The following is a 17,693-nucleotide window of genomic DNA, read 5'->3' as shown; positions in this document are numbered from 1 at the left end:
ATTTGGCCAACGTTTTAGTTATTTAGCTAATGTTTTAAATCCATAGTTTACAAATAACTGTTGAGCTTCCGAACCCTGTAAGTATTTTAAAAAGTCTTCGGCAAGTTGTTTATTTTTAGTTGCCGAAATAACCGCTGCCGGGTAAGTAATAGGCTTATGACTGCTCTCCGGAGCTGCCGTTACGACTTTGACTTTCGATGACCCTAAAGCATCGGACCGGTATACGAGTCCTGCCTCTACATTACCTGTTTCCACATAATTCAGAACCTGGGTCACATCCTTAGCCATTACAAACTTAGGCTGTAATGTATCCCAAAGTTTAAGACTTGTCAAGGCTTCCTGGGCATATTTTCCGGCGGGTACAGACTCAGGTGTTCCAATACCGATCTTTTGAACATTTGCCTTAGTCAGATCTTCAAAGGATGTAACCTTACTGTTATCCTTCCCTGCAACCAAGACTAATTCATTGCCTACTAAGTCGAGCCTACTCTCTTTAACCAACAAATCCTTTTGTTCCAAAGCATCCATCTGAGCTTTTCCTGCAGAAATAAAAAGGTCTGCCGGGGCTCCTTGTTCAATTTGTTGCTGCAGTGTACCTGAAGCTCCAAAGACGAAGGTAAGCTTAACTTCGGGAACCTTTGCGGCATACTCTTTCTGGATTTCGGTCAATGAATCCTTCAGGCTGGCTGCGGCAGACACCATGATCTCTGTGGGTTCAGCCTTGGGAGTGTTTGCCGATGGGGCATTATTTCCCGAACTGCAGCCAATCGTAGTTAAAATTAAAAGAAAACTAAACACTAACATCCATGAAACCTTTTTCATTCGAACTCCTCCTAACATATGTAAATTTATATTTCAGTTGATTTATATTAGTCCAAATTAGTCTAAGTTCGTTTATATTACTCAATCTATACATTTGTGCAATGAATTCATATATTTCAGATTTATATAGATTAACATAATATAATACTAACTAACGTCAACCAACAAGACCCAACTGCAATGTCATTATACAATAGGTTATAATAACTTAGCAATATAATTATAGTTTTTATTATCTCCATTAGAATAGTCTGGAGGCTCACTATATCCAATAATGTTTCTTATACGTTGAAGAAGCCGCAGAAATCCTTAAAATTTCTAAGATTACAGTTTATGCGCTTTTTTCAAGATGTTTTTCCTAAGGATATGATCCTATATCCTAAATAACGAGAAATAAAAACCTTTCGACTCTGATTGAGACAAAAGGTTTTTTCTTATTCCGTAATAGTGGCTATGATCTCCTTCCTGATTTCCGTCAATTCGGAAGAGGCAGGATAATTTCCTTCAGAATCCGGCCGGCAACAGTCAGCACATCATCAAGTTTGTTAGTTTTGTCTAACTTTCAGAAGAAATAATACGCAGGCATTGCCTACATCCTTCTACGTCTTTTAAGCAAGAAATCCGTTATTTCGTCTTCATTTTGAATTAATTTTTCCACTTGAGAAGCGATCTTTTCGAGTTCTTCGTGATGCTGCTTGCCTAAAGCTTCAAGGCTATCAAAGCGTCTATCATAGCCATCAAAGCGCTTATCATAGCCGTCGAAGCGCTTATCATAGCTATCAAAACGCCTATCATGCTCGGCGAGCTTTTCACTAATTTCACCTAAACGTTTAGCGTTGTCCTCTAAATGTTTTAAGACTAACTCTTGAAACTTTTCATTATCCATCAGCTCGCCCCACCCTTTTTATCATTTTAAGTATAACACAGTCATCAAACATTTTTTTGTCTAAGATCGTCGAACCGGCAGAACTATAAAATTCGTATTATCGCAAACGCATGTATTACACTGTTTTGTATTTACACTTGAGAATTTATATACTGTCAACAATCATTTTAGCAAAAACACCTTAGATTTTAGAAGTAATTCATAGAGGGTTAAGATAGATTTTATCGTGTACTACATATACCTTTAGAGGTAAAGGGCCCTTTGTTATAAGATTTTTCAAATATATAATATGGTGTTTGACTTCCCTTTGCTTGATTCCAAGCTATAAAGTCGGCAACCTCAGTTCCGGTTTATTCAATTTTGAGCGGCTAGACTTGTAAAAATATAAGCTAGTTTTCTATGGATATTCCTCATTAACCGGTTAGGCAAAGAAAGGGGCCTCAAGAAAACCTGAGGCCCCACTGCTGTATAATCGGTAATTAACGCAAAAGCTGCAATACGCCCTGGGGTTGTTGGTTGGCTTGAGCCAGCATCGCAGTAGCGGCTTGAGCGAGAATGTTGTTCTTTTGGAACTCCATCATCTCTTTAGCCATATCTACATCGCGGATACGGGATTCAGCACCGGTCATGTTTTCGGAGGTAGTTGAGAGGTTGGCAATGGTGTGCTCCAAACGGTTCTGAAAAGCACCCAGTTTAGACCTTTCACTCGATACTGCAGCAATTGCATCATTGAGTACACTGATGGCTGCTGTTGCACTTTCAAAAGAGGAAACATCTAAAGCAAATTCTATGTTTGTATTGTCGGTACCGTCGGTTACGTTGGTAATGGCAACATACTTTGCTTTAGCACCATCACTGGCTTCTACTTCTGCCCCAGCTTGGGCAGCGCCTCCACTGACTTTCAATGCCACACTACGCATATCAGAGATATCCACCGTCATGCTCTGGTTATAGTTGGCTCCCACCTGAAGTCTTATACCCTGCCCCACAGAGTCTGCTCCGGCAGTTGTTGTTGCCCTGTCTAGACCAAGTGTCTTAGCCATTTCATCTGCCGTTACTTTGACTGATCCAGCTGATCCATCCTGGCCTGAGGTAATAACAAATGAACCGTCTGTGTAATTAACTGTGGCATTTTCCAAGCCAGCAACCGCACGGATCTGATTCTGAAGATCTGAGGCCATACCTCCCACTGTATAAGTGCCTGCATTTAAGGTAATGTCAGCCTGGATGCCGTCAATCTCCAGAGTGGAAGTGTTATTGGCATTTCTGCCCTGGACATAAGCTGCAGTTTGTAGACCCAACGCTGCCTGAGCGGTACCGGTTACAGCAGTCAAGGTACTTATGGAACCAGTAAGGCTATTTGTGAGTACCAGCTTGTTATCCCCATCAAAGGCTGCTTCAATGTTGCCGTCACCAAAGGCTGCGCTTAATTTGGTGTTCATATCCGCTAGGAATGTTTCACGGTCAGCAGATACTGAAAAGTCATAATTCCCATTTGCCAAGGTAATCTCTTTCGTCAAGCCACCAGCTGTAATATTAAGCTTATTATTGTCCGAGCCATCGACTGCAATTGTAAAGTCGCTCGCGTCGTTACTGGCTACGAGATGACTTACCGCTCCACCGCCGTCCACGGATAAGCTATCCCCTACATTGGTAGTTGTAAACGTAATTTGGTTTTGGCCATTAAATGATGCTGAAATTTTACCGGCACCAAAGGCATCCTCCAGTTTGGTATTAATGTTATTAAGGAAGTCTTGGGCTGTTTTCCCGCCAGTACTGTAATCTGCTATATCCAAAGCAATCGTTTGGGTATCGCCGTTAAGAGTCAGGGTGAGTTCGTTGTTTTCCGTGCCCTGCACATGTACGGTATCAGCAAGGTTAAGGAATGATTCTGCGCTGCCGCCGACGACCTCTATCGTGCTGTCTTTGCCTTCCAGGCTATTAGTCAATACTAGGCTGTTGCCAGCAGTGACTGCATTTTCGAGTTTTACACCCGTTGCCTGACCTGACTTTTCTTTAAGCACGATGGTGTGTTGTAAACCTAAACGAGGTGAAGCATCTAACTGATCATCCGGGTCAGGATTTGCAAGATTGATTGCAGTTATCAGATTATCTCTCTGGTTCTCTAACGTAGTGCCTACCTTAAATTCATTATCACCTAATATAGCGTCATTTGCCACAGCATGGTAAGTGGTACCGTTGATTGTCAGTTGATCACCAGCTGCAAACTGTTTGGTTAATGTGAGATTATATTCACCTCTTACCTCTACCGCACTATTGTTCACTACATCTAAGTCATAAGCACCACCAACTGTATTAATAGTAGTGTCTAATTTTACTTGCAAATTCACTCCTGTTGCTTGGGCTTCTTTTTCGGTAAAGGTAAGTGTACTGCCTGTGCGAGCTACTTCGAATCTGTCGGTAAAATCACTATCCAACAATAAGGCCGCTTCAATCGCCTGTGCCTGTTGTTGGGTGGTGATAGCGGTATCAGTGTCAATACCTCCTATTACTCCGCTGCCAATTGCTATGTCTACTCCACCTTGAACGACGCCGACTCCGTCCAATACACCACCGATATTGATTTGGGTATTATTCGTTGTGAAAGCCTCGGCGATGTTTAAGGTATATATACCCCGTTCTTCACGTACGCTCTGTGTAATCACTTCAACTGGATTTACGGCGCCTGCAGCTTCTCCGCCGAAAGAGGCAACAACGTTGTTCGCACCAAATACCTCGTCAAGTTGAGTATTAATGTCGGTAAGGAAGGCGTCCTTACCAGCAGAACGGGTCAAGTCATACGTTTCATTTGACAGACTGATGGTCCCAGTAGTCGTTCCTACTTTAAGCTCCAACTCATTGTTGCCGGTACCAATCTGCGTGGTGACGAAATCGGGCTCCGCAGCAGTGTTGACCAGGTGTGCAAGAGCTCCACCGCTTTGGATGGTTAGGGTGTCACCTACTCCGTTAGTTTTAAAAGCTACTTTGTCATTCTCTATTACTACAGTGATAGCTGGATTATTGATCTTAGTCTGTAATTCCGCAGCTAATTCTGTCGCAGTGTAATTCCCTTCGTCAAGCATAATGTTTATAGTATTCCCATTAAAGGTTACTGTAAGATCGGTGTTTTCCCCGCCTTGGGCTGATAGGCCGGCAGCTCCCAGCGCAGTTGCTACAGTACCATTGTTAACAACAATCGTGCTGCCTGTGCCTCTCGACTCATCATTATTGGTGAGCACCAGCTGGTCATCCCCATCAAATGAAGCAATAGTCGTGTTTTCCCCGAATTTCGCATTTAGTTCGGCCTGGAGTACTGTTAAGAAAGCGGCTTGGTCTGCAGCAACGCTTAAATCATAGGCGCCGTTAGCACCATTTAAACCGCTTCCCGCTGCTGAGTTATCCGTAAGAGCGTCTGCGGTTAATCCCAGTTTTGCTGATGCAGCATTTGCGGTAATCGCTACTTCTGCCTCCGTGCCTTTTTGTATCGATGTGATAGTTAATTTATTTCCATTATTACCGACAGTGAATTGGACTCCGTCATGGGCTGTACCATCAAATACAGCATCAATATCAGCCTGCAGCCGTTGAGTAAGTTGTCCAATATCAATCGGAGTTCCACTTCCATCAAGTTTTTTAACTTCATTAAGCGCAACTGCCTGACCATTAAGCGTTAAGTCAACAGCAAGAGAACTAAGATCTTCATTTAATGTAGCATTGTTCGCCCCTGTTAATGCTGCTGCTTCGCTGGTGCCCTCGCTGATGGTTACATTTCTGGTAGTTCCGTTGATCGTTAGATTAATCGTATTTGCCTTCGCCGTATACGTAGCATCCGCAAACGTATCAGGGTCAGAAGGATCACTTAACATATGCTTCACAGCACTCGTTGACGCTCCTGAAATTTCAAGTTCCTTAGCGCTATCGCCTGTGGAAAAGACAAGTTTGTTGTCTTCAACAGATACAGTGACATTCCCAAAATCTCCGCCTTTTGCTTGGATTTTGGTTTGGAGATCTGCGGCAAATGCTTCAGCACTAGCGTGATTTGTCTCTGTCAGATAGACAGTTTCTGTCTTCGTCCCAATGGTTAGGGTTAGTTCATTGCCTGTTCCCTGGGTGATATCTACGTCTCCAGCACCGAGCCCCAGTGTATCGACAGCTGATCCGCCAACGATCTCAAGGGTGCTGCGTACCGAGCCATATTGATCTTCAATTGAGATTTTGTCTGTTGCAGCATTCCAAGTTACTGCCACATCGCCACCAAAGGCTTTGTCAAAAGCTGATTGAAAGGCTGTGGCAGCGGCAGTGGTACCACCGCGAAGTGATAGTGCGGCTTGATCTAAATCGGTGTCAGTAATATTACCTGCAACATAAGCACCTGTACCTGTCACAGTCCATCCCGATAAATCAAGCTCTGAGCCATCTGTTAACGCCACTATTCCTGCTGTACCCAAGCCTTGGATTGCATCTTCTATCAATGCCGCAGTGTTCTGAGCTGCAGTAGTTGATAGTCTTACAGTAATCTTATTACTGGTTCCGTCCCACTCTGCTGTAAGTGCACCAGCACCAGCCGTAAACTCAACGCTTACTGCATTAGCGTCTCTTCCTTGACCAGCAGTTGCAGCTATAACTAGTGAATCTGTACCAGCATCATTTGTAAAAGTTCTCGAAGCAGCAGTGTTTACATCAGCGTCAGTGTAGACTCCTGTATTTAGGGTTATAGTTTTTTCCAGCCCGTTGGCATTCACTGTAAGCTGGTTGTTGGCTGTAATGTCACTATAGGTTGCAGCATTGCCAAGATGGTTGGTTAATAAACCTCCACCCGTAATCTCGATGCTCGTTTCCTTTGTGCGAAACTCAATTTTGTTCGCTGAGTTTAGTACTGCTTCAATTTTTCCAGCACCGAATTCAGTATCAAGTGAAGCGTTTAAGTCGTCCAGAAAATCAATCACTTCATTTCCGGCAGCCCCATCATAATTTTTTGCAGTAACGGAGACGGTTTTTGCGAGATCACCGTTTAAGCTGATGCTGATTTCATTAAGTCCTGCCGATATATTCCCAACAGCATCGCCTAATCCGCCGGCAAACACTTGATCTGTTGTTGCAGCTTTGTAGTTGGTGTTAAATATTTCGAACCTTTCTGGAATTACGCCGCCTACGGCTATCGCGTCTGTCCGGGAGACTTCGATACCGCCGGTTGCTGTTCTATCAGTTACAGCATTGACGGTTAATCCTAATGTTGCTGAAGCAGCTGTGGCTTCAATCGCGACTTGTGCTGACGCATATTGCTCGGAAGATGTGATGGTTAATTTACCGTTGTCATTTCCTACAGTAAATGTTACGCCATTATGATCTGCGCCGTCGAATACTGCGTCAATATCTGCCTGCAGACCATCTACTAAGTCGTCCATCTCAATTGGAGTACCAGAGCCATCAAGTAATTTAACATTAGTTAGTGCTACATCCACTCCATTGAGTTTTAAATCAGTAGCAATGGCATCCAAATCACTGGTTAATGGACCTGCAGAAACTCCGGTCAATACTGGGGCTAATGCAGCTTTCATGTCTTTCGTCCCTGTTAAGGTATAATCATTTCGCTGATTGACGTCGAGGGTTACCCCTTCACCTGTTCCTGTCAATACCGCTACTGTCTTCCCTACTACTGTCGGCCCACTTACATCCTTAGTGCCGGTCACCGTAATCCCGCTCAGTTCGGATATCGCCACATCCCCTAAACCTGTTCCGGTTGCGGTGGCGCTGGTTAATTCAACCTTCGGCCCGCCGTTGGCTAGATTAGCATCGTAAGCTACATCTCCGGTAGCAGAGGCTCCTCCTATGGCGCTGATTTCTGCCGTGGTTAAAGCATCTCCAGTGGCACTGGCATTAGTGGAAGCGGCAATAATATCGATATTGCCCACTACTTGGGCCCCGGTTACTTTAGCAGTTTGGGTAGCGGTGGCGTTTAAATCGCCCTTCAGTAATTTAATGGCATTAAATTCACTGGTGTTACCAATACGGTTAATTTCCGAAGTTAACTGGTTGACTTCCTTCTGGATTTCACCACGGTCAGAATCGGTATTGGTGTCGTTGGAAGCTTGGGTAGCCAGTTCCCTCATTCTTTGCAGAATGCTTTGGGTTTCACTCAAGGCACCCTCAGCGGTCTGAATCAGAGAAATACCGTCTTGAGCATTTCTTGAAGCTTGGTTCAAGCCACGGATTTGAGCGCGCATTTTTTCACTGATGGCCAGACCGGCGGCATCATCGCCGGCTTTGTTGATGCGCAGACCGGAAGACAGCTTTTCCAGGGATTTAGCTGAATTAGCCGTATTGGTCGCCAACTTGTTGTAGATGTTCAATGACGCAATATTATGGTTGATAATCATCAATAAAACCTCCGTGTATTTTTTTATGAACTTCCGTGTTCACATTTATATAACAAGCCTGATGGCCACTCGGCTTATTACCATAGTTGATATCTGGAAACTATAAAAAAGGACGATCCCGGCTTCATCTATCCCGGCGTCCTGCCGGAAATGAGCAAAGGTAATCGTCCTTGAAATATTAAATTAAGGGTTGCTTTTCAAGCTTTGAGAACGTACAGCTAACTGGTTTTGGGAGGCTTGTTTTGCTCTTCAAATAATTCTCCGCGGATAATAGGTGTGTCTTTAGGGGCATCGATGGCCAATCTCAAATCACCATAGTCACTTTTGACGACTTTAACCATGATGTCATTGCCAATCATCACGTATTCCCCAGGTTTCCTGCCTAACACCAGCATTATTAACTCCTCCTTGATTCCTGAATTAACTAAAAAAAGACGAGCAAACTATCCCAAATTCTCCCCCTGCGTCCTGTAAGGGGGTTGGGTTTATTTGCTCGTCCCTGTACCTGTTCTTTTTCCTTGTCTTAAGTTTGCTTCATATTATGTGCCGTTGGGATAACATGACTTCATTTAATTTCTCCTCCTTGATCCCTTAAATAAAAAAACGAGCAAATATTCCAAATCCTCCCCTACGTCCTGTAAGAGTAATTTGGCTTATTTGCTCGTCCCTGCAATGGCTTAAAATAATGTGGAATCAGTTATGGTATATGGGCAATCAGTTAGGCTATAAACACTATTAGTCCTTGATCCCGCTTTGGGGCATATTGACCGCGAAAGAGTTATTTTGATCTCTATATAATTCTCCACGCGTAATTATTGTACTTTTAGGAGCAGCGATTGCGAGTCTCAAATCACCTGTGTCACTTCTGACAACTTTGACCATGATGTCCTCACCAATCATCACATATTCGCCAGGTTTTCTTCCCAACACCAGCACGATTGTTCCTCCTATCTATAATATCGTAAGATTGCTGCAAAACTTTAAGGCTTTTTTTAAAAAAATTTGGAATACCGCAGCCTGCTGTGAATTCGGCACTACCCCCCTCTGATTAATGGTTCGCAAGATGAATTATGACCTCAAACTTAATTCTATTTCAGCCCGTAGAAATATCATTGTTTTAGGGATAAGTGGTTGTTTTCAGGATATAAGATGCTCTCCAGCAATATAAAGTACAGGGAATATCCTTCCCTTCCGGTAGATGAAAAAAAGAAACCCGGCTTGCACCGGGTTTTAATCACTCTACATTCCAAAGATAGCTTTCAATTCCTTGGAGTAATGACGGCTTACAGGTATCTCTTCGCTCCTGTCTCTCAGTTTGATAATATAGTTCTGGTTAAACATGGGAATTATCCTGTCCACATAGTCCAGATTCACTATATAACTTTTATGACACCTGAAAAAATTCCTTGCTCCGAATTTATCTTCAATCGCGGAAAGAGTATTATCAGTAGGCAGTGATTTTCGAGATGTATAGACTATTGTGCTTTTACCTTGGGCAGAAAAATAGTGAACTTCTGCGATGGGAATGATAACGATACAGCCTCTTTCTTCGGCCGCGACCCAGTTAGGAGAAGTTGTTGAAGCCTCTCTTAGCCTGGTGGAATCACCCTTTCCCACTCGTTTGCTTAAATCGATTCTCTTCTTTATTCTCTCTACGACTGTGTAAACTCTTTCCTTGGATACGGGTTTCAGTATGTAATCAAGGGCCTCCACTTCAAACGCTTTCCAGGCGTATTCGTTATGGGCGGTAATATAGACAATATAGGGATAAAATCCTGAATCCCCTGTTTCCCTGATTTCCTTTGCCATCTGGAAACCATCCTTATCGGGCATGGATACATCCAAGAACAACACATCCGGTTTCAGCACCTTTATCTCCGCCAAGGCTGTTTCTGAGTCACTAAAAGAGCCGACAATCTTTAGATCATTACACCCCTTAAATACATACTGCATCTGCTCCAAACCTAGTTCTTCATCATCCACCAGGACCGCTTTCAGAACCCCCATAGTCTTTACTTGTTTTTTAGGCTTATCCTTCATCTTTCATCCTCCAGAACAACCGAGTAATCTTCTCTGCTCTATTAAGTTATGATCCCGGAATAGTTCATTCATCAGTGGTGTCGCGCAGCGGCATGGGGATCTGATAGGTAAAATAAAAAGTGCTTCCTTTGCCTACTTGACTTTCTGCCCAAATTTTGCCCTTATGCTTTTCAATGATCTGTGCGCATATATAGAGACCAAGACCAATGCCGGTATTCCCTTTATTCCCCGCAGGAGAGGGTTCTACCTTATAAAACCTGTCAAAAACCTTTGGCAAGTGGGCTTCCGGGATACCGGCACCTGTATCCTCAATGGAAACGAGAATTTCATGGCCTGAACGTTTGGCACATATCTTGATCCAGCCGGCTTTTGTAAATTTCACTGCATTAGAAATTAAATTTACAAATACCTGGGTCAGCATATCCTTGTCACCGGTAACTTTAGGCAAATCAGCCTCAACGTCTGCCTGGATTGTAAGCCCCGCTTTGGTGACGATTGGTTTTGTGATCAGTAATATTTGTTCAATTAGTTCGGAAATATCCAGTAATTCGTTTCTCCAGTCCATTTTCCCCGACTCGATTTTTGATATATTCAGCAGATTATCGACAAGGGCTGAGAGACGATCTCCTTCAGCAAGGATGATATTTAAATTTCGGCCGATCCTTTCCGTAGCTTTTTGAACTTTCTTATCATTTAAATCAAGATTGGGTAAAACAATTCTTTCGATTTTATCGCTTATCAACTCTGCAAAACCTAGTATTGCGCCTAAAGGGGTTCTAATCTCATGGGAGACCATCGATATAAAGTTGCTTTTCATCTCGTCGGCCTGACGCAGTTGAGCATTGGCCCGATCTAACTCCTTTGTTCTTTCCAGAACCATAGATTCAAGTGCTACATTTTTTAGTTTTATGGATCTTGTCCTGATTTTTATCAGGGCTATGATGGAAGATGTCATAAAAATAAAGGCCATCATACTAAACCAGGTTGTTTTCCAAAACGGAGGGGCGATGGAAAGCTTGATTTGTGCGCCCTGCTCATTCCATAAGCCATCATTGTTTGAGGCTTTTATCTTCAGAACATAGTCTCCGCCATTCAAGTTTGTATAGCTGGCATAATTTCTTGAACCGCTGTATTGCCAATCAGTATCAAAGCCTTCAAGCTTATAGGCATATTGATTTTTAAGAGGGTTGGCATAATCTAAGGCAGCAAACTCAAAGGAAATGTAATTATCTTTATAGGTTAGTGAAACCTGGCCTGTATCAGTTAGCTTGATTGATTTATCAAATACTTTAAAGTCGGTTATTACTACCGGTGGTTTATGGTTATTATCCATAATTTTATCGGCGTAAAAGGAAAGGAAGCCATTATTTCCTCCAAAAAACATCTCGTCATCAGAGCTTTTATAGTATGCTCCAGGGATATATTGATTTCTTTGCAGCCCTCCATTGAAGTCATACTTTTTAAACTTATCCGCTTGAATATTATATCTTATTAACCCTTTGGCAGTGCTTAACCATAGGTTATCCTTCCCATCCTTAAGCAAACCAAAAATAATAGTATTGGCAGCTTCCTGAGGATCTGCAACGAAAACAGACGTTCCGCTGTTTTTATCAAATTTATATAACCCCCTGTCCGTAGCCAGCCATAGTATGTCATGATCGTTAACAATGGCATTAACGTTATAATTAAAAGCTTGTGTCAATGAACCGGGTTCATTGATGCCATAATGACTAAACTGATTCGTCGCGGAATCCAACTTGTTCAGGCCGCCTCCAAAGGTTCCGATCCATAATAGGCCGGATTCATCTTCTGCAATTGACATCACATGATTGCTGCTTATACTGTAAGGATCTCGTGGGTTACTGGTGAATTGGGTAACTTGGCCTGTACTTCTGTTGAGCCTGACTAAACCTCCATTTGCAGCGCAGGCCCATAACATGCCATCCTTGCTCTCCTGCATCCTCATAATCCCATTATCCATAATGTTCGGGTTTTCAAGATTATTTATCTTGTAACGGACAAACTTGCCCGAAACAGGTTCAAACCTGTTCAATGTTCCGTCGATGGTGCCGAACCATAGGACTCCCTGGCTGTCCTCATAAATAGAGCTTACCGCGTTGCTGCTTATACTGCCGCTATTCTTCGGGTCATTTTTAAAATAGCTGACCCGATTGTTTTTGGTATCAAAACGGTTAATTCCCCCCCTTGCTGTTCCCAGCCAGATGACTCCGGAATGGTCCTTGTAAATTGATAGAATAACATCATCACTAAAACTCAGATCGGGATTCAGGTTGTTATTATTTGATATAAAGTTCAGGTTTGTATTGATTCTATCTATACCATTTCCTTCAGTTCCAATCCATAAGTTACCCGAGTGATCAGCCTGAAGAGATACCACCCTGTAATTGCCTAAAAACATGTTTTGAGGAGCATCGAAGCCAGAGGTCGTAAATTTCCCATTATCTTTGTTCAGCATTCTAACACCTTTTCCATAAGTACCAACCCAGAGAGTGCCCAAATTATCCTCGCCAACAGTGGTAACTTTAATGCCCTCCAATTCCTGAGGACCGCTATTCATAAACTCGCCTGAAGCAGTATCGAACTTGTTCAGCCTGCCATCACTTGTTATTATCCATAATACGTTTGTCTTATCCAGATAAAGTTTAGAAATATTATTGTCCTGTCTACTGCTATAAACACCGGTCTGCTTTTCGAAGCGAAGGAACTTACCTAACTGTGAATCAAATTTGTTTAAGCCTTCGGTCGTTCCAATCCACAAAGCCCCGGCTTTATCTTTGCAAATAGAGGTGATTGTATTTGAACTTATACTTTCTGCACTATCTGTCCTATTTTCATAATGTGTAAATAGTCCTGAAACCGGGTCAAGGCAATCGAGTCCTTTATTCTGTGTTCCTATCCAAATATTCCCGTCATCATCTCTGTACAGTGCTCTGATAAAATTATCACTAAGGTTATTAGGTTTCTTTGAACTGCTATCAAAATTAGTGTATTCCGCAGTTTGTGGGTTAAACTTGATTAAGCCGCCGCCAAAAGTACCTATCCAGATATTCTTGTCCTTATCTTCGCAAAGACTGGTTATGAAGTTTGACATAAATCTATTGGAAAGATTAGTATTAAAGCTCTGGGGCTTCAAGCTATAGCCGTTATACTGATAAAGACCGATTTGGGTTCCAAACCACAAAAATCCGCTGCTGTCCAGAAAAATACAGTTTACAACCGTCCCTGACAATTCCTTATTAATTGGATCACTGTTGTATAAGTCAGGAGCAGATTGCGCTGATGCGTGAGGAAGAATCCCTACGAAAAAAAGTATGAACATCGTGATTATGCTAAATGATTTTCTTTTTATGATTTTTTTCATCCTTATCTTCACAATCTTCTCTCCAGTTAATGATAAGCTCATATTTTAATTGATATGATGACGAGTAAAGATACTGAGGAGTGATAAAGAGTACCCAAGGTATTGGTTGACAAGCATATCTCCCGCTTATAATATATAAATACGAAGCTAAATGAAGAAACTCGAAGGAATTTGGAGCATATGAATAAAATATTGATTGTAGACGACGAACTCAATAACCGGCTGCTATTACAAGAAATGCTGGAAGACTTTGAAGAAGATGGAACCCAGCTGCTTTTTGCCGCGGATGGGGCTGAAGCATTGGCTATTATCCAATCAGAAATGCCGGCTTTAGTTTTTCTTGATATCATGCTGCCCGAAATGGATGGGTTTGAAGTCTGCCACACCGTAAAATCTAAGCTTGGTCTTCAAAACATATTTTTTGCGATGCTTACGGCAAAAAGCCAGGCTGCTGATCGAAGAAAAGCTCTGGATGTCAAAGCAGATATGTACATTACAAAGCCTTTTAAACCAAAAGTAATTATAGATGTAGTGAATAAAGTGTTCCGCGCATGAAGAATTCATTTGAAAACAGAGTATCCCAACATTTTTTATTTAACTCATTAAACGCTGTCGCCTCATTGTGCCGTAAAAATCCTGAAGCAGCTGCCGAATTGGTTATTGAAATCAGTACGTATCTGCAAAGAAGCCTGGAAGACAAGGCTCCTTTGATTACCTTAGATGAAGAACTGGAGCATGTCTCTGCTTATCTTAATATTCAGAAAGCAAGGTTCGCAGGTCGCTTAAATATCAGGTTAAATATAGAAGACAACATTCAATGTCTGATACCGGCGTTCACACTGCAGCCTATTATTGACAATGCGATCATTCACGGGGTTTTAAAACGAAAGTATGGTGGTACTGTAAGCCTATCCATTAAAAAATTGTCCCATTCTGTCCAGGTTCGTGTGCAAGACGATGGTGTAGGCATGACTATGGAACAGGTTGTTTCCTTATTCAAGGGATGTAGTGAACATGAACACCATTCTATCGGCAAGATCAATTATACTCTGAAAACAGTGGGGTTTAGCAACTTAGATATCAATGCTGTACTTAATGAAGGAACCACGGTCTCCTTCGAAATCCCTTTCCAGCCTCAACACTCTTGATTGCATTTTATCCTGGAGTTACGCATATAAATTAGCACCTCAAATAGCCTGCCTTAATCGCCATACCACTATTATTGTTATTATAGCATTCCTGTGTGGGGAATACATCCATCCCCCTGAAATTACACTAAGCCTCGGTTCCGGCACAATCTTTACAATAAACTGTAAAAACCCAAATCCGTTAGTTGCCCTTTCTGTATCCCGTAGTATAACGAGTGACCTTAAAGATCTTTGCTAAGAAATTAAGAAGACAGGTTCATTGTCTCAAAATCAACGAACCTGTCTTCTGTATGAAAATAAAGCTTGTGAATTGCCTGCTATTAAGGCTCAAGCGACCACTCCCACCCTTGTTCCTCAATCATTTTAAGAGCTTTTTGATCCCAACCCACAGGACGACCATTTAATAAGGTCATAACCGTTCCTACACTCAGACGATCAAAGGTAAAGGCTTTGGCTCTTTCACTTGCCAAGTGAGCGAGATGATGAAGGAGTTTTTGTTCTCCAAGGTTTAATAGTTCTATGGTAGCCCCTTCGGCTGTTGGAAACTCCGCCAGATGTTTTAAGGTTTCAATATTAAGCCCTGCTAATGCGGCATGGGCCACTAAGACTTCCATGCGGGCATCCGCAACACGATTATGGGTATGGAAAATACCGCCTGAAACTTTAATGAGCTTGCCAATATGCCCCAAGAGAATCACCTTTTCAATTCCCCGATAGGCTGCCTCTTCTAACATATAGCCTACAAAATTACTCATCTGGATTATGGCTTCCGCCGGAACTTTAAACCGTTCAGTTGCTACCCTATAGCCATAATGCCCCGGAGTGAGCACAATAGTTTTATGCCCATAGGCTATTGCCTGATCTAGCTCCGGCAGGATGGACGTTTTAAACGCTTCTTCAGACATTGGCCGGACGATCCCGCTTGTCCCGAGTATTGAGATTCCTCCCATTACCCCTAGTCTGGGATTAAGCGTGCGCAAGGCGGTAGTTTCTCCATCGGGAACTTCGATAATAATCTCAAGTTCTTCCTCAGGAAAAACCTCTCGAACCGCTTCACGGATCATCTTCCTTGGCACCGGGTTAATGGCACTTTCTCCAACTGAGATAGCCAAGCCTTTTTTAGTAACGGTCCCAACTCCTTTGCCTCCCCGGATATGAACCTCTCCTTGAGGGGAAAGGAATCGTGCTGTCGCATGGATTTCAAGCCCATGGGTGATATCTGCATCATCTCCGCCATCTTTGATAATAATTGCCCTTGCTTCCGGATATCTTGTTTCTCCCCCCTGGACGGGTATCGTCAGGCGGGCGGAATTCGGCAGAGGAATCTCAACCTTCTTAGCTGAACTGTCTCCTCTAAGGAACAAACATGCTGCTTTGGCTGCACCGGCTGCGCAGCTTCCTGTGGTATATCCTTCACGCCAAGTATGTCTGTCTTTATCTCGTGCCATTGTTTCTCCCCTACATTCATATTTATCCAAAAAATTAATTAAAAAAGTTTTATCGGTAATTTTCTAAACCAGTTACATAATTACCTAAATGAAAGTATATGTCATGTTGGGCCCCAGTTCAACCTTCTTTGCTATATAGATTGACAAGAAAAAGGTACCCTATGGTACCCCGCAAACGTTCATTTTAAAAATAATTAGTGTCGATCAACAATTAATATTGTTGATAAGCAGGAAATTCAGAATTATTCGTGAAATTCCTATGTATTGAGAAAGAAGAAATAATCTATTCAAAATAAGACTAAAACAAAGCAATTCTATTACATATTACCTAAAAAGGAGAGAATCTTATGAGTGGAAGATATTATGTAATTGATAACCGAAACAAAACCATAAAAAAGAATTTTAATTCCGAAGTAAGAGGAACTGCCGCTATCATCTACTTACGAACACCAAACGGCTATGCTGCGGCAAAAGAAGCCCAGGAAGATAAGAAAAGAGGGATTATTTCGGCGGGTATAATCATCGCATCCTTAATCTTCTATACTATTATTATTATGGTTTCAAATTATATTTAAATAAAACCAGAATCACTTGTTGCACAAGCCATACACAATGGTGGCTCTATGTTATCAAACACTTGCTTGTCACACCGGGAGCAAAACCGTCGTTTTCCCTGATACAAAAGAACTTTGCCAGTTAGCAGACGATAAGATAAGAACTTAATTTCCATACTTAAAGCTTTCGAGCGGCATATGCTGACACATCTTTGACAGCGGGCGCATTTTATTGGTTCATATATCAAGGTCAATTGTTCTTTAGTGTCCGTTTTCGTCAAAGCTCCTTGCGGACAAATCTCTGAACATTCACCGCAATTTGTACAACTTTCGTCCACGTTTAATGCCGGTATAGGGAGTACCTCAATCCCGGATTTTTGGGATTTCCAGGTTTCCTCCAAGAACTGCCTTGTCTTCGGAATAATATATGTTTCACCGGAAGTGTTCCCCGATCTCATAGCTTCAAATGTCTCACGACCGATGTCCCGCCAGCCCCTTCTCCCGTTCCGGGCTTGAACTGACAGCGCTGATTCACTGTTCCCATCATCAGCCGCAACTCTAATCAATACCGGCGGATGATCTTTCCATGTTTTATGCAATTCTTTAAAAATCTGCACACTCATTCCGCAAGCTTTTCTATCCGGACAATCTACACATACTCCGGTGAATATCGTCAATTCCTTCTCCCGGGCATACAACATTAGAGTCATCCATAAATCCCAGTCAAAAATCCCCAGACAAAGAATTTCATGACCCGCCGGAATTGCTTGCGGGCAGTTCAAAACAACTTTCTCTGAATTTTCAAGATACTTATAGAGCTTATCGGAATTGCGGTAGACAAATCCGTTGCTGGGACATACAGCCATGCAAATCCCGCATTCCGTACAGCGTTTAGCATCGAGTTCACGATATACGGAAATGGCTTGATGGGGACAGGAGTCGATACATAACCGGCAAAGATTATCAGATGCCTTTTTGGTATTGAGACAATTATTATGATTATATACAATTTGACAATTATATATCATTAAGACAC

The 17,693-nt window shown here is 42.3% G+C and carries 12 protein-coding genes; 3 read left to right on the top strand and 9 right to left on the bottom strand.

The window, feature by feature from the left end:
• Nucleotides 1-18: 18 nt before the first annotated feature.
• The 7 genes from modA to DESYODRAFT_RS26650 form a co-directional block, all read right to left on the bottom strand.
• Nucleotides 19-822, bottom strand: coding sequence for a molybdate ABC transporter substrate-binding protein (gene modA, locus DESYODRAFT_RS12605; protein WP_007783591.1), 804 nt, complete (start codon nt 820-822; stop codon nt 19-21).
• 589 nt (nt 823-1,411) lie between these two features.
• Nucleotides 1,412-1,708, bottom strand: a complete 297-nt coding sequence (locus tag DESYODRAFT_RS12600) for a hypothetical protein (RefSeq protein ID WP_007783588.1) — start codon at nt 1,706-1,708, stop codon at nt 1,412-1,414.
• Nucleotides 1,709-2,187: 479 nt separating this feature from the next.
• Nucleotides 2,188-8,085: a flagellin N-terminal helical domain-containing protein gene (locus tag DESYODRAFT_RS29545; protein ID WP_007783583.1), complete on the bottom strand. Its 5,898-nt coding sequence runs from the start codon at nt 8,083-8,085 to the stop codon at nt 2,188-2,190.
• 218 nt (nt 8,086-8,303) lie between these two features.
• Nucleotides 8,304-8,480, bottom strand: coding sequence for a carbon storage regulator (locus DESYODRAFT_RS12590; RefSeq protein WP_007783582.1), 177 nt, complete (start codon nt 8,478-8,480; stop codon nt 8,304-8,306).
• Between the two features lie 340 nt (nt 8,481-8,820).
• Entirely contained in the window at nt 8,821-9,021 is a 201-nt protein-coding gene (locus DESYODRAFT_RS12585; RefSeq protein ID WP_007783578.1) for a carbon storage regulator, read from the bottom strand.
• Nucleotides 9,022-9,324: 303 nt separating this feature from the next.
• Complete coding sequence (locus tag DESYODRAFT_RS12580; protein WP_007783576.1) at nt 9,325-10,125, bottom strand: LytR/AlgR family response regulator transcription factor; 801 nt, start codon at nt 10,123-10,125, stop codon at nt 9,325-9,327.
• 64 nt (nt 10,126-10,189) lie between these two features.
• Nucleotides 10,190-13,519, bottom strand: a complete 3,330-nt coding sequence (locus tag DESYODRAFT_RS26650) for a two-component regulator propeller domain-containing protein (RefSeq protein WP_007783573.1) — start codon at nt 13,517-13,519, stop codon at nt 10,190-10,192.
• Between the two features lie 168 nt (nt 13,520-13,687).
• On the opposite strand from DESYODRAFT_RS26650, the gene DESYODRAFT_RS12570 reads away from it, so the two are divergent.
• Entirely contained in the window at nt 13,688-14,062 is a 375-nt protein-coding gene (locus tag DESYODRAFT_RS12570; RefSeq protein ID WP_007783571.1) for a response regulator, read from the top strand.
• Nucleotides 14,059-14,655, top strand: coding sequence for a sensor histidine kinase (locus tag DESYODRAFT_RS12565; RefSeq protein ID WP_007783568.1), 597 nt, complete (start codon nt 14,059-14,061; stop codon nt 14,653-14,655). The genes DESYODRAFT_RS12570 and DESYODRAFT_RS12565 overlap by 4 nt, the downstream gene beginning before the upstream one ends.
• Nucleotides 14,656-14,975: 320 nt before the next feature.
• Here the strand turns inward: DESYODRAFT_RS12565 and cbiD are convergent, their stop codons facing one another.
• On the bottom strand, nt 14,976-16,103 hold the full coding sequence (gene cbiD / locus DESYODRAFT_RS12560) for a cobalt-precorrin-5B (C(1))-methyltransferase CbiD (protein ID WP_007783564.1): 1,128 nt from the start codon (nt 16,101-16,103) through the stop codon (nt 14,976-14,978).
• Nucleotides 16,104-16,450: 347 nt separating this feature from the next.
• Between cbiD and DESYODRAFT_RS12555 the strand changes: the two genes are divergently transcribed.
• A complete protein-coding gene (locus tag DESYODRAFT_RS12555; protein ID WP_007783561.1) occupies nt 16,451-16,678 on the top strand; it encodes a hypothetical protein in 228 nt (75 codons plus the stop codon).
• Here the strand turns inward: DESYODRAFT_RS12555 and DESYODRAFT_RS12550 are convergent.
• Complete coding sequence (locus DESYODRAFT_RS12550; RefSeq protein WP_007783557.1) at nt 16,675-17,685, bottom strand: 4Fe-4S binding protein; 1,011 nt, start codon at nt 17,683-17,685, stop codon at nt 16,675-16,677. The two genes, DESYODRAFT_RS12555 and DESYODRAFT_RS12550, sit on opposite strands and share 4 nt — an antisense overlap.
• Nucleotides 17,686-17,693: the final 8 nt, after the last annotated feature.

Source organism: Desulfosporosinus youngiae DSM 17734, assembly GCF_000244895.1.
GTDB classification, from domain to species: Bacteria; Bacillota; Desulfitobacteriia; order Desulfitobacteriales; family Desulfitobacteriaceae; genus Desulfosporosinus; species Desulfosporosinus youngiae.
This window is presented reverse-complemented; position numbering and strand designations above follow the sequence as displayed.

Coding starts and splice junctions, on each gene's coding strand:
- modA (WP_007783591.1), bottom strand. CDS start 822: ATGAAAAAGGTTTCATGGATGTTAGTGTTTAGTTTTCTTTTAATTTTA.
- DESYODRAFT_RS12600 (WP_007783588.1), bottom strand. CDS start 1,708: ATGGATAATGAAAAGTTTCAAGAGTTAGTCTTAAAACATTTAGAGGAC.
- DESYODRAFT_RS29545 (WP_007783583.1), bottom strand. CDS start 8,085: ATGATTATCAACCATAATATTGCGTCATTGAACATCTACAACAAGTTG.
- DESYODRAFT_RS12590 (WP_007783582.1), bottom strand. CDS start 8,480: ATGCTGGTGTTAGGCAGGAAACCTGGGGAATACGTGATGATTGGCAAT.
- DESYODRAFT_RS12580 (WP_007783576.1), bottom strand. CDS start 10,125: ATGAAGGATAAGCCTAAAAAACAAGTAAAGACTATGGGGGTTCTGAAA.
- DESYODRAFT_RS12570 (WP_007783571.1), top strand. CDS start 13,688: ATGAATAAAATATTGATTGTAGACGACGAACTCAATAACCGGCTGCTA.
- DESYODRAFT_RS12565 (WP_007783568.1), top strand. CDS start 14,059: ATGAAGAATTCATTTGAAAACAGAGTATCCCAACATTTTTTATTTAAC.
- cbiD (WP_007783564.1), bottom strand. CDS start 16,103: ATGGCACGAGATAAAGACAGACATACTTGGCGTGAAGGATATACCACA.
- DESYODRAFT_RS12555 (WP_007783561.1), top strand. CDS start 16,451: ATGAGTGGAAGATATTATGTAATTGATAACCGAAACAAAACCATAAAA.
- DESYODRAFT_RS12550 (WP_007783557.1), bottom strand. CDS start 17,685: ATGATATATAATTGTCAAATTGTATATAATCATAATAATTGTCTCAAT.